This is a genomic window from Pseudomonas sp. GYB4201 (assembly GCF_056312595.1).
Map to the genome: position 1 here is coordinate 1 of NZ_JBWGIG010000043.1, position 15830 is coordinate 15830.

A 15830-nucleotide genomic window follows, 5' to 3' on the forward strand; every position below is an offset into this window, starting at 1 on the left:
GCTACGCCCCCTGTAGCAGCGGCCGCAGGCCGCGTCCGTTATTTACCACCCTTCTTGCCCTGCAACAGGTGCGAGAACACAGCGTGCAGGTCGTCCGAGGCGCTTTCCTCGTCCAGGTTCAGCTTGCTGTCGATGTGGTCCATGTGGTGCATCATCAGGTCCACCGCCAGGGCCGCGTCGCGGGCCTCGATGGCGTCGATCAGCTGGGTGTGTTCATCGTAGGAGCAGTGCGAGCGGTTGCCGCTTTCGTACTGGGCGATGATCAGCGAGGTCTGCGACACCAGGCTGCGCTGGAAGCTGATCAGCGGCGCGTTCTTCGCCGCCTCGGCCAGCTTCAGGTGGAATTCCCCCGACAGGCGAATGCCGGCGCCACGGTCGCCGCGCGAGAAGCTGTCGCGCTCATCCAGCACCATCTGCCGCAGTTCGGCCAGTTGCTCGGCCGTGGCGTGCTCCACCGCAAGCTCGGTGATGGCACGCTCCACCATGCGGCGGGCGAAGAACACCTGCCGCGCCTCTTCCACGCTGGGGCTGGCCACCACCGCGCCGCGGTTGGGGCGCAACAGCACCACGCCTTCATGGGCCAGGCGCGACAGCGCGCGGCGAATGATGGTGCGGCTGACGCCGAAGATCTCACCCAGCGCTTCCTCGCTCAATTTGGTCCCGGGCGCCAGGCGCTGTTCGAGAATGGCCTCGAAAATATGGGCGTAGACGATGTCGTCCTGGGTGCCGAGGCGCCCGGCCTTGGCCGCGCGCGTAGGTTTCTTGAGAGGTTGCAGCTGTTCGTTCATGGGCACTCGAAGGTGAAGGTTTTGCGGCAGTAAGGCCCATTGTACACAGGGCCACGGGCTTGTGTCAGTTCAAGCATAGCGGCACTTGGCAACCACTGGCGGCGGCCATATAGCGCGATCGGCAAATAAACTGCGCACAAAATCAAAAACATTATTTGCATTATTTGTATACAAACGCATAATCCCCTCGAGCGACTTTCCTGACCCAGAGGTCAAATAATAACGGGTCGCCGGCACCACCACCTTTACCTGCCTCACGGGGCCGCGCGCAGGTGCGCACGGCTTCGGAAAACAACAAAAGCCTTGAGGAGTAACTCGCTGTGGAAAGCAATAAATCCGAAGCCGCCCCCCTGGACCTGGCCCCGCCCCTGCGGCGCGGCCTGCTGGAACGCCTGTTCAAACTGAGCGTGCATGGCACCACGGTGCGCACCGAACTGATCGCCGGCCTGACCACCTTCATTACCATGGCCTACATCATCTTCGTCAACCCCAACATCATGGCCGACGCCGGCATCGACCATGGCGCGGCATTCGTCGCCACCTGCATCGCCGCCGCCCTGGGCTGCCTGCTGATGGGCCTGTACGCCAACTGGCCGGTGGGCCTGGCGCCAGGCATGGGCCTGAACGCGTTCTTCACCTACACCGTGGTCGGCACCATGGGCTACTCGTGGCAGACCGCCCTGGGCGCGGTGTTCATCTCCGGCGTGCTGTTCATGGTGCTGACCCTGTCGCGGGTGCGCGAGTGGCTGCTCAACAGCATCCCGGTCAGCCTGCGCCACGCCATGGGTGCCGGCGTGGGGCTGTTCCTGGGCGTGATCGGCCTGAAGACCTCGGGCATCATCGTCGCCAGCCCGGCGACGCTGATCAAGCTCGGCTCGCTGCATGAGGCCGGGCCGCTGCTGACCGCGCTGTGCTTCCTGATGATCGCCGTGCTCAGCTACCACCGGGTGTTCGGCGCCATCCTCATCAGCATCGTCAGCGTCACCCTGATCGGCTGGGGGCTGGGCATCGTGCAATACGGCGGGGTGTTCTCGCTGCCGCCCAGCCTGGCGCCCACCTGGATGGCCATGGACGTGGCCGGGGTGTTCAACGTCAGCATGATCAGCGTGGTGCTGGCCTTCCTGTTCGTGCACATGTTCGACACCGCCGGCACGCTGATGGGCGTGGCCCAGCGCGCCAACCTGGTGAACGCCGAGGGCCGCATCGAAAACCTCTCCCGCGCCCTGAAGGCCGACAGCGCCTCCAGCGTGTTCGGCGCCATGGTCGGCGTGCCGCCGGTGACCAGCTACGTGGAAAGTGCCGCGGGCGTGGCCGCCGGTGGCCGCACCGGGCTGACGGCGGTCACCGTGGGCCTGCTGTTCGTCGCGGCGATGTTCTTCGCGCCGCTGGCTGGCATGATTCCGGCTTATGCTACCGCCGGCGCGCTGATCTACGTGGCCATGCTGATGATGGGCGGCATGGCCCACATCAACTGGGACGAGGCCACCGACAGCATTCCGGCCATCGTCACCCTGATCATGATGCCGCTGACCTTCTCGGTGGCGGACGGCATTGCCCTGGGCTTCATCACCTACGTGGCCTTGAAGGCCGGCACCGGCAAGCACCGCGATATCTCGGTGAGCCTGTGGGTGCTGTGTGCGATATTCATCGCCAAGTTTGTGTTCTTGTAATATTTCGGCTTCACCGCCGCCCGTAGCCGCTGCCGACAGGCTGCGGCTACGGATTTGTGCGAAGGCCTTATCCAAGGAGAAAAACAATGAGTGTGGAAACCTGGCTGTTGTTCAGCGCCGCAGCGCTGGTGGTGATCGTCATCCCCGGCCCGTTGTCGCTGCTGATGATCGGCAACAGCCTGAACTACGGCCTGCGCCGCTCCTACCCGGCGTTCCTGGGTGGGGTCAGCGCCTCCATCTGCCTGCTCAGCGCCTCGGCGCTGGGGCTGGGGGCGTTGCTGATGGCTTCGGAGCAGGTGTTCAGCGCGCTGAAGATCGTCGGCGCGCTGTACCTGTTCTACCTCGCCTGGCAAAGCTGGCAGCAGTCGCGCCGCGCCCCCAGCGCCGCCGAGGTGCCCGCTGCCCTACCCGCGCCACGCTTTGGCGCGCTGTTCTGGCGTGCGTTCGCGCTGGGCGCCAGCAACCCCAAGGACATCCTGTTCTTCGCCGCCTTCCTGCCGCAGTTCCTCAACGCCGAGCACTCGCTGGCGGCGCAGCTGGGCATCATGATCGCCACCTGGGCGGTGCTCGACCTGCTGTGCAAGCTGGGCTACGGCCTGGGGGCCCACGGTGCGGCACGCTATATGCGCAGCGGCCGCGGGCAGAGCTGGTTCAACCGCGTCAGCGCGGCGTTGTTCGGGGGGGCGGGGACGGCGGCGCTGCTCAGCCGAGGCTGAAGCGACGCGGCCGCTGCTACGCACACCTGTAGCAGCGGCCGCCAGGCCGCGTCCTGGGATGTCAGCGTTGCGCCTGTTGCTGCCCCAGCAGGTTGCCGATGAAGCCGGCGAACTGCTCCACGGTCATTTTCTGGCCGTTGAAGGTCACCATGCCGTCGGCGTAGTGCAGGCGGCTGGTGACGTTGTCACCCTCGACCTTGCCCAGCTGGCTCATCACTGCCATGCCGCTGATGGAATCGCTGACGTTCTTCGCCTGCAACGCCACCGCGTCCTTGTCGGTCTGGCCCTGCAGGTGCGCCTGGGCACTGGCCAGGTCCATCAGCATGGGCTTGGACAGGGTGACGTTGGCGTCCAGCAGGCCGATCACCTTCTTGCCCAGGCCTTCGGACGGCTGGTCCAGGGTACCCGGGTTGGCCAGGTCGACCACAAGGTTAGCCTGGCTTTCACCGTTGGCGGTCTTCAGCGACAGTTTTTCCAACTCGATGTGCGGCTTGGCCGCCAGCAGCGCCAGCAGGTCGGTGTTCAACTGCTGCTGGTCGGCAGCGCTCAGCTTCAGCGCCAAGGGCACGCCGGCAGCTGCGGCAGCCTGTTGTTGCGGGGCAATCTTGGCGACATACAGCGCATACAGCGACTTGCTGGCCGGGATGTCGAAATTATTCAGCTTCCAGACCATCTGCGCCGCACCAATCGGCTGGTTGCCGACGGTGATGGAGGCGATCTCATAGGTAGCCTCGGCGGCCAGCTTGCCTTCCACCTCCTGCATCAGGCCGCTGCCGCTGAAACCAGTCACCGCCACGGCCGGCGCGTTGGGCGTCTGCACGTTGGCGCTGGCCAGCTTGAGCTCGGTGTGGCCCAGGTAGAAGCCGGACTCGCCCTTGGTGCCGCCGCTGTAAATGGTCAGGCCCTTGGCATCGGCATGCACTGGGCCATTCTCGCCGGCAACGTCAACGGACAGGCTATCCATGTTGCCCGTCAGCTCATATTTGTGGGCATCGGCAGTGCCGCTGACGGTCAAGGTGAAGCCCGAGAACTTCAGGGTCTTGCCCGGTTCCTTGGACTCCAGGGGCAGGAAGTCGAAGGTGGTCTCGCTGCTCAACCCGTAGTGGATCACCGAGCGTCCCTTGACCGGCGCCTGGCCGTTGTTCATGGCGAACCACTTGGCCGAATCGGGGCTGTTTTCCAGCTCGGTGTTGCTGGCCGCCATCACCGGTGCCAGGCGCAAGGTCAGCAGGCGCGACAGCGGCAGCGGGCCGTGCTCGATATGGTCCACCAGGAGGAAATGCGCTGGCTGGGCGTGGGGCAGTTGCACGTTCAGGCGGTAGTGCGCGGTGCTGCTGAACAGATGGCGGTCCAGCGACACCAGCTCGGCGCTGAACTGCGGGCTGCCATCGGCGTTGCGGCCCGACTGGGCCATCTGCGTGTTGGCCTGGGCGATGGCGTCCTGCAGCACGCCCTCAAGACGCGTGCCCGTGTACCAGGCCCCAGCCGTGGCCACGACGCCTGCGGCAATGATGACACCGGCTGCTATACCTGCTGCTTTTTTCATAAATCGACTCGACGAGTTCCATTCGGTGGGTGGAGGTATCGACTCGATAGTAGCGCGAAAGGTGCTGCCGCCAGGCAAAAAAAAGCTCCCCCGCCCCACCGTTGCGGCGTGGGGTTTGCCTGTGATCTGCTTGTGATCTGCTTGTGATCTGGCCGTTGATCTTGATCTGGCTGTTGATCTTGATTGTATGCCCCGTAAAGCGCCCGGGCCGACTGGAGGCGTCGATCAACGGGCTGCCCGAAGGGCCGAGGCCGCAGGCCGAAGAGACGGTAACCCGCAGGCTTCTATAGCGGGTGCCGTCTGCCCGTTGAGCGGCGCCGGAAGGAGGGGACCCGTAGCGCAGCGGAGGGCCCAAGCAGGGGCAAGCGTTTTTTGCTTACTTTTTTTGGCGTTTGAAAAAAAGTGAGTCGCCGTAAGGGCGAAACAGTCGGTGGTCGCACCACGAAAATGGATATGTTCGAAATCGCCGAAGCAGGATACGGAATCCGCGAGCATATCCATTATCAAGGGTGATGCAGAATCACCTTTCCGGCCTTACGCCGGGTCACTTTTTGACAAACGCCTCAAAAAGTAACCAAAAAAGGCTTGCCCCTGCTTGGTCCCTACGCTTCGCTGCGGGTCCCCTCCCTCCGGCGTCGCCCAAGCGGCCGACGGCCCGGAATAGAAGCGCCTCCGGTTCCGTCTTCCCCGGCTACGCCAGGGACCGCTTGGCCAACGCCTCCAGTCGGCCCTGGCGCTTTATGGGGCACACAATCAAGATCAAGGGCCTCACGGGATCAAGATCAAAAGCGGCTTGCAGCGTGGGGAGGACGCAAAAAAAAGCCCGCAGTGTGGGCGGGCAAGAGGTACCAACGAAGGAGCGCGCGCAGCTCAGCTGCCGCGGTAAGTCGAATAGCTGTAAGGCGAGAGCAGCAACGGCACGTGGTAGTGATCCTGCTCGGCGCTGATGCCGAACCGCAGCACCACCACGTCGAGGAACGCCGGGTCGGCCATGGCCACGCCACGGGCGCGGTAGTAGTCGCCGGCAGCGAATTGCAGCTGGTACACGCCGCTGCGGTAGTCATCACCCTGTAACAGCGGTGCGTCACAACGGCCATCACTGTTGGTCAGTGCCTGGGCCACCAACTCCAGCTGCTGGCCCTCGACGCGATAAAGCTCGACCTTGATCGAGCTGCCGGGGCAGCCGTGGGCGGCGTCCAGCACATGCGTAGTCAAACGTCCCATTGCGTCTCGTGCCTCATTTTCATCCGGTTATCCGAAGGCCCATGCACCTTTTGAGGGCGCCCTGGGCATCCAACACAACGACATTAAGACACTTTCAAATAAAATTGTACACAATATTTGCGACCTTTTTTCGGCAGCCCCAGCCCACCCCCTAAAACCGGAGACAAGCCCGGTAACACATGCGCTACGTGACCGCCCGGTCGAATACCTGACCAGTCGGGCAAGTATTTTGCAAGGAAAGAAATTGACCCTCCAAGGCGATGATTGGCAAAAAACAGGCTTACAAATCACGGATAAAGTTGTATACAATCAATCCATCGCCGGGTCGCCAACCTCATCGGGGCCACCCGCCACCCTAATGACGCGAAGAAGGATGCAAGCAGTGAGCGCTGATTACCCACGCGACCTGATCGGTTACGGCCCCAACCCGCCCCACCCTCGCTGGCCTGGCAATGCGCGCATTGCCCTGTCGTTCGTGCTCAATTACGAGGAAGGTGGCGAGCGCAACATCCTCCACGGCGACAAGGAATCCGAAGCCTTCCTGTCCGAGATGGTGGCCGCCCAGCCGCTGCAGGGCGAACGCAACATGAGCATGGAGTCGCTGTACGAGTATGGCAGCCGTGCCGGCGTGTGGCGCACCCTCAAGGTGTTCAAGGAAGCGGGCATCCCGCTGACCATCTTCGCCGTGGCCATGGCCGCCCAGCGCCACCCCGACGTGATCCGCGCCATGGTCGATGCCGGCCACGAGATCTGCAGCCACGGCTACCGCTGGATCGACTACCAGTACATGGATGAGAACCAGGAACGCGAGCACATGCTCGAGGCGATCCGCATCCTCACCGAAATCAGCGGCGAACGCCCGCTGGGCTGGTACACCGGCCGCACCGGCCCCAACACCCGCCGGCTGGTGATGGAGGAAGGTGGCTTCCTCTACGACTCCGACACCTACGACGACGACCTGCCCTACTGGGAGCGCAACAACCCCACCGGCAAGCCGCACCTGGTGATCCCCTACACCCTGGACACCAACGACATGCGCTTCACCCAGGTGCAGGGCTTCAACAAGGGCGACGATTTCTTCGAATACCTGAAGGACGCCTTCGACGTGCTGTACGCCGAGGGTGCCGAGGCGCCGAAGATGCTCTCCATCGGCCTGCACTGCCGGCTGATCGGCCGCCCGGCGCGCCTGGCCTCGCTGATGCGTTTCATTGACTACGTGAAGGGCCACGAGCAGGTGTGGTTCGCCCGCCGCGTCGACATTGCCCGCCACTGGCACGAAACCCATCCCTACACGCCGGAGGCTGCGCAATGACCGCCTTCCACTCCCTGAAGCCATCGGCCCTGGGCCGCGACGCCTTCGTCGCCGCCTTCGCCGACATCTACGAACACTCGCCATGGGTCGCTGAAAAAGCCTACGACCTGGGCCAGGGCGCCGAACTGGACCAGGTCGAAACCCTGCACCAGCGCATGAGCGACATCCTGTTGAGCGCCGATCACCCACGCCAACTGGCACTGATCAACGCGCACCCCGACCTGGCCGGCAAGGCTGCCGTCCAGGGCGAACTGACCGAAGCCAGCACGAATGAACAGGCTGGCGCCGGTATTCACCAATGCACCACCGAAGAGTTCCAGCGCTTCACGGAGTTGAACGACGCCTACAAGGCCAAGTTCAAGTTCCCCTTCATCATGGCAGTGAAAGGCAGCAACCGGCACCAGATCCTCGCCGCGTTCGAAGTGCGCATCCACAACTCGGTCGAGGCCGAGTTCAAGGAAGCCCTGGCGCAGATCAACAAGATTGCCCTGTTCCGCTTGCAAGGCCTGTAACTCGCCCCCTCCAGCCCCATTCAAGGCAGACAAGAAAAAATGAAAGCATACGCCGTACCCTTCGAGAAGTTCGTCAACCTGGCCGACGCGCGCCTGGGCACCAAGGCCATCTCGGTCACCGACGACTGGTTCGCCGACGTCAACCGCCTGTTCCAGCCCACCCCAGCGGTGTGGAAGGAAGGCGTGTTCGACGACAACGGCAAATGGATGGACGGCTGGGAATCGCGCCGCAAGCGCTTCGAAGGCTATGACAGCGCGGTAATCCGCCTGGGCGTGCCGGGTTCGATCAAGGGCGTGGACATCGACACCTCGTTCTTCACCGGCAACTTCCCGCCCTCGGCCTCGCTGGAAGGCTGCTTCGTCGCCGACGGCGACCCGACCGACGCCACCCAGTGGACCGAAGTGCTGCCAGCCGTCGAGCTGCAGGGCAACAGCCACCACTACCACGAAATCAGCGATGCCCAGGCCTACACCCACCTGCGCTTCAACATCTACCCCGACGGCGGCGTGGCGCGCCTGCGCGTGTACGGCGTGCCGTTCCGCGACTGGTCCGCGGTAGGCGACAACGAACAGGTCGACCTGGCCAGCGCCCTCAACGGTGGCCGTGCCCTGGCCTGCTCCGACGAGCACTTCGGGCGCATGAGCAACATTCTCAACCCTGGCCGCGGCATCAACATGGGCGACGGCTGGGAAACCGCACGCCGCCGCACGCCGGGCAATGACTGGGTGATCGTCGCCCTGGGCCATGCCGGCACCGTCGAGCAGGTGGTGGTCGACACCCTGCACTTCAAGGGCAACTACCCCGACAGCTGCTCGATCCAGGGCGCCTTCGTCAAGGGCGGCACCGACAGCCAGATCGAGACCCAGAGCCTGTTCTGGCGCGAGCTGCTGCCCAGCCAGAAACTGCAGATGCACCAGGAGCACAGCTTCCAGGAGCAGATCAAGGACCTGGGCCCTATCACCCACATCCGCCTGAACGTGTTCCCGGACGGTGGCGTGAGCCGCTTGCGCGTGCTGGGCAAGGTAGCCAAGTAACACCCACGCCGTAGCAGCTGCCAAAGGCTGCGTCCCCAGGCACCCCGGTGTAACGGCCGGACGCCGCCTGCGGCAGCTGCTACGCGATTACAGCGAATTCAGAGACAGAACAATGCGCACACTAGTGATCGAGCCCCTGACAAAAGAAGCCTTCGCCCCCTTCGGTGACGTGATCGAAACCGACGGCAGCGACCACTTCATGATCAACAACGGCTCGACCATGCGTTTCCATCGTCTGGCCACGGTCGAGACCGCCACGCCCGACGACAAGGCGATCATCAGCATCTTCCGCGCCGACGTGCTGGACATGCCGTTGACCGTGCGCATGCTGGAGCGCCATCCGCTGGGCAGCCAGGCCTTCGTGCCGCTGCTGGGCAACCCCTTTCTGATCGTGGTCGCGCCACTTGGCGATGCACCTGTATCAGGCTTGGTCCGCGCCTTCATCACCAATGGCAGGCAGGGCATCAATTACCATCGCGGCGTCTGGCACCACCCGGTGCTGACGATCGAAAAGCGGGATGACTTCCTGGTGGTTGATCGCAGTGGCACTGGCAATAACTGCGATGAGCATTTCTTCAATGAGGACGAGCTGCTGGTCCTCGCCCCCCACCAATAAGAGAAGGCCGGCCATTGCACCGCAGTGGCACGGCAAGAGGTTAGAACTGTGCAAGCACATCTGATGGAGTGGCTGAATCTGGGCGTGCGCTGGATTCACATGATCGTGGGGATCGCCTGGATCGGCGCATCCTTCTATTTCGTCTGGCTGGAGAACAACCTCAATCGCGCCAACCCGCGTGAGGGCCTGAGCGGTGACTTGTGGGCCATTCACGGGGGTGGCATCTACCACCTGGAAAAATACAAGCTGGCCCCGCCGACCATGCCGGACAACCTGCACTGGTTCAAATGGGAAGCCTACTGGACCTGGATGTCGGGCATCGTGCTGCTGTGCGTGGTGTTCTACTCCAACCCGGTGCTCTACCTGCTGGCCCCAGGCAGCACCCTGAGCGGGCCGGAAGGCATTGCCATCGGCGTCGGCGCGTTGATCGCCAGCTGGTTCATCTACGACCAACTGTGCGACTCGCCCCTGGGCAAGCGTCCCGGCCTGCTGGGCCTGGTGCTGTTCGTGCTGATCATTGCCGCCTGCTACGGCTTCAGCCAGGTGTTCAGCGGCCGCGGCGCGTACCTGCACACCGGCGCCATCATCGGCACCATCATGGTCGGCAACGTGTTCCGCATCATCATGCCCGCCCAGCGCGCGCTGGTGGCGGCCATCGCCGAGAACCGCACGCCCGACCCGACCCTGCCGGCCAAGGGCCTGCTGCGTTCGCGCCACAACAACTACTTCACCCTGCCCGTGCTGTTCATCATGATCAGCAACCACTTCCCCAGCACCTACGGCAGCCACTACAACTGGCTGATCCTGGCCGGCATCGCCGTGGTGGCCGTGGTGGTGCGTCACTACTTCAACACCCGCCACAACAGCCACAAGTTCGCCTGGGCCCTGCCTGCCGGCGCCCTGGGCATGATCTGCCTGGCGTTCGTCACCGGCCCCATGCAAATGGGCAACAGTGCCGACGTGGCCAAGGCACCGGCCATCGAGTACCAGCCGCTGCCGGGCACCGCCATCGGTGGCAAGCGCGCCGATGAGATGCCGGCCACGCCTGCCGCTGCACCGGCCCCGGCCGAACAGCCGGCCCAGGCCAGCAATGGCGCGGACTTCGACAAGGTGCACGGGGTGATCCAGGAACGCTGCGCGGTGTGCCATTCGGCCAAGCCGACCAGCCCGCTGTTCTCCACGGCGCCTGCGGGGATCATGTTCGACACCCCGCAGCAGATCCAGCAACTGGCCCCGCGCATCCAGGCGCAGGCCGTGGCCAGCCAGATCATGCCGTTGGGCAACATCACCCAGATGACCCAGGAAGAGCGCAACCTGGTGGGCCAGTGGATCGCCAACGGAGCGCAAACCAACTGATGGATCGTTCGTAGCAGCGACTGTCTTGACACCGCGTCGCCTGCATCGCGACCAAGGTCGGCTCCTACGCCGTTCGTGGTAGGAGCCGGCCTTGGCCGCGATACAGGCGACGCGATCGACGGGGCAGCTGCTACGGGTACTGCTAACCGAAAAATAAAAACAAGATTTGAGGTGTTGCATGTCCGAGTCAATCCACGCGCGCATCCCTGCTGCGCCACCACGACAGCCCCTGCCGTTGCTGCAACTGATTCTGGTGGGTTTGCAACATGTTTTGCTGATGTATGGAGGCGCCATCGCGGTGCCGCTGATCATCGGACAGGCCGCCGGCCTTTCCCGTGAGGAAATCGCCTTCCTGATCAACGCCGACCTGCTGGTGGCCGGCGTGGCCACCGTGGTGCAGTCACTGGGCATCGGTGCCCTGGGCATCCGCATGCCGGTGATGATGGGCGCCAGTTTCGCTGCGGTCGGCAGCATGGTGGCCATGGCCGGCATGCAGGGCGTGGGCTTGCCGGGCATCTTCGGCGCGACCATCGCCGCCGGCTTCTTCGGCATGCTCATCGCGCCGTTCATGTCGAAGATCGTGCGGTTCTTCCCGCCGCTGGTCACCGGCACCGTCATCACCTCCATCGGCCTGTCGCTCTTCCCGGTGGCGGTGAACTGGGCCGGTGGTGGCGCCAAGGCGGTGCAGTTCGGCTCACCCATCTACCTGATCGTCGCCGGGCTGGTGCTGGCCACCATCCTGCTGATCCATCGCTTCATGAGCGGCTTCTGGGTCAACATCGCCGTGCTCATCGGCATGCTGCTGGGCTACCTCATCTCGGGCCTGATCGGCATGGTCGACCTCTCGGGCCTGGCCACCGCGCCCTGGCTGCAAGTGGTCACGCCGCTGCACTTCGGCATGCCCACCTTCAGCCTGGCGCCGGTGCTGTCCATGTGCCTGGTGGTGGTGATCATCTTCGTCGAGTCCACCGGCATGTTCCTGGCGCTGGGCAAGATCACCGACCGCGAGGTCACCCCCGGCATGCTCCGTCGCGGCCTGCTGTGCGACGCCGCCGCCTCGTTCGCGGCCGGTTTCTTCAATACCTTCACCCACTCCTCGTTCGCCCAGAACATCGGCCTGGTGCAGATGACCGGCGTGCGCTGCCGTTCGGTGACGGTGGTGGCCGGCGGTTTCCTCATTGCCCTCAGCCTGTTGCCCAAGGCGGCGTTCCTGGTGGCTTCGATCCCGCCTGCGGTGCTGGGTGGTGCGGCCATTGCCATGTTCGGCATGGTGGCGGCCACCGGCATCAAGATCCTCCAGGAAGCCGACATCGGTGACCGTCGCAACCAGCTGCTGGTGGCGGTGAGCATCGGCATGGGGCTGATCCCGGTGGTGCGCCCGGAGTTTTTCTCCCAGCTGCCGGACTGGATGGGGCCCATCACCCACAGCGGCATCGCCATGGCGACGTTGAGCGCGGTGCTGCTCAACCTGCTGTTCAACGTGCTCGGCGGTGCCGAGCGAGAAGCCCTGTCCAGAGCGGTGCATCAGCATTGACCATGGGGGGCGCCGGTCGAAAAGCTGACCGAGTGCCCCACTTTTGCTGGGCCTGCTCTGTAACGGAGCACTTGAGCCGCGCCGCGTGAGTCAGTAATCTGCGCGCCCGCGTAAAACCGGGGGGGATTTTTTCCCCGATAAAGCTGACCTCTTGTACCAGACTGGGCCCCCTGCCCTGCCGCGTCGCCGTTTGCAGCCAATCGAACCACTTTCGACTGCTATTCACCGCAGCCGACGGGATTTCTTTGGCTGTGCGTCGGCCTTGGCAAGGCTCTTGCTAACTCAGTTGCGCCGCAGAGGAAGTTGACCGGTTGGACGACTTTTAACGCAACCAAAAAGGCGCCGCCACAGAGCGCCACCTTAGAAAAACAGACTGAAATCAAACCTGGGAGCTAACCAATGAAACGTACTCTTTCGAGCCTGATGGTGGCCGGTGGCATGCTGGCCGGTGGCCAGGCCATGGCCGACGACGGCGGCTGGCTGCAATGGCAGAGCAACAGCCTGACCTACCTGTATGGCCAGGATTTCAAAGTGAATCCGGGCATCCAGCAAACCGTCACGTTCGAACACGCCGACGCCTGGAAGTACGGCGACAACTTCCTGTTCGTGGACAACACCTGGTACAACGGCAAGAAAGACTCGGGCAACGGCAACTTCGGCACCTACGGCGAGTTCAGCCCGCGCCTGTCCCTGGGCAAGATCTTCGACCAGAAGTTCGCCTTCGGCCCGGTCTCCGACGTGCTGCTGGCGTTCACCTACGAGTTCGGCGAGGGTGACGTGGAGTCGTACCTGATCGGCCCGGGCTTCGACCTGAACATCCCTGGTTTCGACTACTTCCAGCTGAACTTCTACAACCGTATCCCGGATGGCGGCCGCGCCGGCAACAACATCTGGCAGATCACCCCGGTCTGGTCCTACACCATTCCAGTGGGCAGCTCCGACATCCTCATCGACGGCTACATGGACTGGGTGGTCAGCGGCGACCACAACAAGGAAGGCGACTACCACGCCAACCTGCACTTCAACCCGCAGGTCAAGTACGACCTGGGCAAGGCCCTGCACTGGCAGCCCAAGCAGGTGTACGTCGGTTTCGAGTATGACTACTGGAAAGACAAGTACGGCATCGAAAGCAGCCACGCCTTCGACACCAACCAGAACACCGCCAGCCTGCTGCTGAAAGTGTTCTTCTAAGCGACACCGGTGCCGGGGCGGTCAGCCGAACGACCGCCCCAGGCGCACCAGCCCTTCGTCTATCTGCTCAAGCGACGGCGCGGCGAACGACAAGCGCAGGCTGCTGGCATCAGCGCCCTCGGCGAAGAACGCACTGCCCGGCACGAACATCACCCGCTGCTCGATAGCCCGCTGCAACAACTGCGTGGCATCCACCCCACTGCGGCAGCGCCCCCAGATGAACATCCCGCCCTGTGGCGGCGACACCTCCAATACGTCCTGCAGGCCTTCGAGCCCTGCGAGCATGCGCGCGCATTTGTCCCCGTAGCCCTGGGCCAGCCCCGGCAACGCCCGTTCCAGCGCGCCATCGGCCAGGTACAGCGCGGCGATCTGCTGCGCCCACGGCGCGGTGCACAGGTCCACGGTCTGCTTGGCGATCACGCAGCGCTGGCGGATGGGCGCGGGCGCGATCAGCCAGCCGATGCGCAGGCCCGGCGCCACCACCTTGGACAGGCTGGACAAATGCACCACCCGGCCGGCGGCGCCGTCCACCTGCGCGGCCAGCGCCAGCAGCGAGGGCACTGCTTCGCCGGCAAAGCGCAGGGCGCCGTAGGGGTCGTCCTCAATAATCAGGAAATCGTGCTCGGCGGCCAGCTGCAGCAACGCCAGGCGTCGTTCAAGCGGCAGGCAGGCGCCGGTGGGGTTGGCGAAGGTCGGAACGCAGTACAACAGGCGGATGCTGCCCTTGGGCTGGGTCGCTAACTGCTCGGCGAGGCGCGCGGTGTCCAGGCCCTGGGCGTCGGTGGCGGCGCTGTGCACCTCAAGGCCGGCGAGGCGGAACGCCTGTAACGCGGCGGGATAGGTGGGGCGCTCCACCAGCACCCGCTCGCCGGGGCTGAGCAGCACCTTGATCAGCAGGTCCAGGCCTTGTTGCGAGCCTGTGGTCACCATCAGCTCGTCCACTGCCACGGGCGCCCCGCGCCTCGCCATCAGCGCCGCCAGCTGCTCGCGCAGCAGCGGCAGGCCGTCGGTGGCGGCGTATTGCAGGCAGTCCACGGGGCTGTCGCGCAAGGCGCGCTCGGCGGCCGCGGCCAGGTTGGGCTGGTCAAAGAACGAGGTGGCCGGGTAGCCGCCGGCGAACGAGATCATGCCGGGCAGCGACAGGTACTTGAACAGCTCGCGAATCGCCGAACCGGTGGGCGCCTGGAAGGCGGGGGCGAAGCGGTAGGTAAGGTCGGTCACGGGGCAAGGGCTCGGTCAGGGCGGATGGCCCAGTATCGAACCCTGCTGCTCAGGCCCGCAAACGAGGAATCGGCGGGATGTCATTCCTCATGGTCATGAAACGCAGCCCCTGTAGCCGCTGCCGCAGGCTGCGCTGGCCCTCATTCACATTGGAAATCTCCAGCGTACGCCAGGGCCTGCGCAGCCTGGCGGCAGCGGCTACAGGTTAACCGCGTACCGCTTTCCAGATTTTGCCGGCGACGCTGACCACACCCAGCACCAGCGCACCCGCCACCACACCCAGCCCACCATTGAGCAAGGCCATGGTCACGCTGCCGCCCACGCTTTCCACCCAGTGATGCAACGGCGCAATGCCATGCACCAGAATCCCCCCGCCCACCAGGAACATCGCCGCGGTGCCCACCACCGACAAGGTTTTCATCATGTACGGCGCCGCACGCAAAATGGCGCCGCCCACCGCGCGGGTCACACCGCCCTGGCGCTGGGTCATCCACAGCCCCAGGTCGTCCAGCTTGACGATGGCCCCCACCAGCCCGTACACCCCCACCGTCATGACGAAGGCGATGCCGCTCATCACGATCACCTGCTGGCTCAGCGGCGCGTCGGCGACGATGCCCAGGGTGATGGCGATGATTTCCGCCGAAAGGATGAAATCGGTGCGCACCGCGCCCTGGATCTTCTCTTTCTCGTAAGCCACCAGGTCAACGGCCGGGTCGGCCGCTGCCGCGCTCAGCGCTGCGTGTTCGGCTTGGTCCTCACCTTTGCCGTGGAGCAAAGGATGGGCGATTTTCTCGAAGCCCTCGAAACACAGATACGCGCCGCCCACCATCAACAGCGGGGTCACCGCCCACGGCGCGAAGGCGCTGATGGCCAAGGCTGCCGGCACCAGGATGACCTTGTTGCGCAGCGAGCCCTTGGCCACCGCCCACACCACCGGCAGCTCGCGCTCGGCGCGCACGCCGGTGACCTGTTGGGCGTTCAGTGCCAGGTCATCGCCGAGCACGCCGGTGGTCTTCTTGGCGGCGACCTTGGTCATCACCGACACGTCGTCGAGCACCGCGGCGATATCGTCCAGCAACACCAGCAGACTGCTTCCTGCCATAAGAATC

General features: G+C 64.3%; 14 protein-coding genes. 9 read left to right on the forward strand and 5 right to left on the reverse strand.

Annotated elements, in window-relative coordinates; translation table 11 throughout:
- Nucleotides 1-38 precede the first annotated feature (38 nt).
- Nucleotides 39-788: a GntR family transcriptional regulator gene (locus AC0Z2B_RS27720; protein WP_476300904.1), complete on the reverse strand. Its 750-nt coding sequence runs from the start codon at nucleotides 786-788 to the stop codon at nucleotides 39-41.
- 320 nt (nucleotides 789-1108) lie between these two features.
- Between AC0Z2B_RS27720 and AC0Z2B_RS27725 the strand changes: the two genes are divergently transcribed.
- Nucleotides 1109-2458, forward strand: a complete 1350-nt coding sequence (locus AC0Z2B_RS27725) for a solute carrier family 23 protein (RefSeq protein WP_473003878.1) — start codon at nucleotides 1109-1111, stop codon at nucleotides 2456-2458.
- A gap of 86 nt (nucleotides 2459-2544) precedes the next feature.
- Nucleotides 2545-3174 (forward strand): LysE family translocator, encoded by a 630-nt coding sequence (locus AC0Z2B_RS27730; protein WP_476300905.1) that lies wholly within the window; start codon nucleotides 2545-2547, stop codon nucleotides 3172-3174.
- Nucleotides 3175-3235: 61 nt separating this feature from the next.
- Here the strand turns inward: AC0Z2B_RS27730 and AC0Z2B_RS27735 are convergent, their stop codons facing one another.
- Nucleotides 3236-4720 (reverse strand): YdgA family protein, encoded by a 1485-nt coding sequence (locus AC0Z2B_RS27735; RefSeq protein WP_476300907.1) that lies wholly within the window; start codon nucleotides 4718-4720, stop codon nucleotides 3236-3238.
- 870 nt (nucleotides 4721-5590) lie between these two features.
- Nucleotides 5591-5944 (reverse strand): hydroxyisourate hydrolase, encoded by a 354-nt coding sequence (gene uraH, locus AC0Z2B_RS27740; protein WP_416425925.1) that lies wholly within the window; start codon nucleotides 5942-5944, stop codon nucleotides 5591-5593.
- Between the two features lie 382 nt (nucleotides 5945-6326).
- On the opposite strand from uraH, the gene puuE reads away from it, so the two are divergent.
- The 7 genes from puuE to AC0Z2B_RS27775 all read left to right on the forward strand — a co-directional run bounded on the left by puuE (nucleotide 6327) and on the right by AC0Z2B_RS27775 (nucleotide 13500).
- Entirely contained in the window at nucleotides 6327-7256 is a 930-nt protein-coding gene (gene puuE / locus AC0Z2B_RS27745) for an allantoinase PuuE (protein WP_416425927.1), read from the forward strand.
- Nucleotides 7253-7768, forward strand: a complete 516-nt coding sequence (gene uraD / locus AC0Z2B_RS27750) for a 2-oxo-4-hydroxy-4-carboxy-5-ureidoimidazoline decarboxylase (protein ID WP_476300908.1) — start codon at nucleotides 7253-7255, stop codon at nucleotides 7766-7768. The genes puuE and uraD overlap by 4 nt, the downstream gene beginning before the upstream one ends.
- A 39-nt stretch (nucleotides 7769-7807) precedes the next feature.
- The gene (gene alc / locus AC0Z2B_RS27755; RefSeq protein ID WP_416425931.1) at nucleotides 7808-8803 is read left to right on the forward strand and encodes an allantoicase; all 996 of its coding nucleotides are present in this window, start codon (nucleotides 7808-7810) and stop codon (nucleotides 8801-8803) included.
- A gap of 112 nt (nucleotides 8804-8915) precedes the next feature.
- Nucleotides 8916-9419, forward strand: coding sequence for an ureidoglycolate lyase (locus AC0Z2B_RS27760; protein ID WP_416425933.1), 504 nt, complete (start codon nucleotides 8916-8918; stop codon nucleotides 9417-9419).
- Between the two features lie 48 nt (nucleotides 9420-9467).
- Entirely contained in the window at nucleotides 9468-10775 is a 1308-nt protein-coding gene (locus AC0Z2B_RS27765) for a urate hydroxylase PuuD (RefSeq protein WP_416425935.1), read from the forward strand.
- A gap of 178 nt (nucleotides 10776-10953) precedes the next feature.
- Nucleotides 10954-12309 (forward strand): nucleobase:cation symporter-2 family protein, encoded by a 1356-nt coding sequence (locus AC0Z2B_RS27770; RefSeq protein WP_416425937.1) that lies wholly within the window; start codon nucleotides 10954-10956, stop codon nucleotides 12307-12309.
- A 399-nt stretch (nucleotides 12310-12708) separates the two neighbouring features.
- A complete protein-coding gene (locus AC0Z2B_RS27775) occupies nucleotides 12709-13500 on the forward strand; it encodes an outer membrane protein OmpK (RefSeq protein ID WP_416425939.1) in 792 nt (263 codons plus the stop codon).
- Between the two features lie 21 nt (nucleotides 13501-13521).
- On the opposite strand, the gene AC0Z2B_RS27780 is transcribed toward AC0Z2B_RS27775, so the two are convergent.
- Together AC0Z2B_RS27780 and AC0Z2B_RS27785 are read right to left on the reverse strand one after the other, a co-directional pair.
- Nucleotides 13522-14721, reverse strand: coding sequence for an aminotransferase-like domain-containing protein (locus tag AC0Z2B_RS27780; protein WP_476300910.1), 1200 nt, complete (start codon nucleotides 14719-14721; stop codon nucleotides 13522-13524).
- A gap of 205 nt (nucleotides 14722-14926) precedes the next feature.
- Entirely contained in the window at nucleotides 14927-15823 is an 897-nt protein-coding gene (locus AC0Z2B_RS27785; protein WP_476300912.1) for a DUF808 domain-containing protein, read from the reverse strand.
- Nucleotides 15824-15830: the final 7 nt, after the last annotated feature.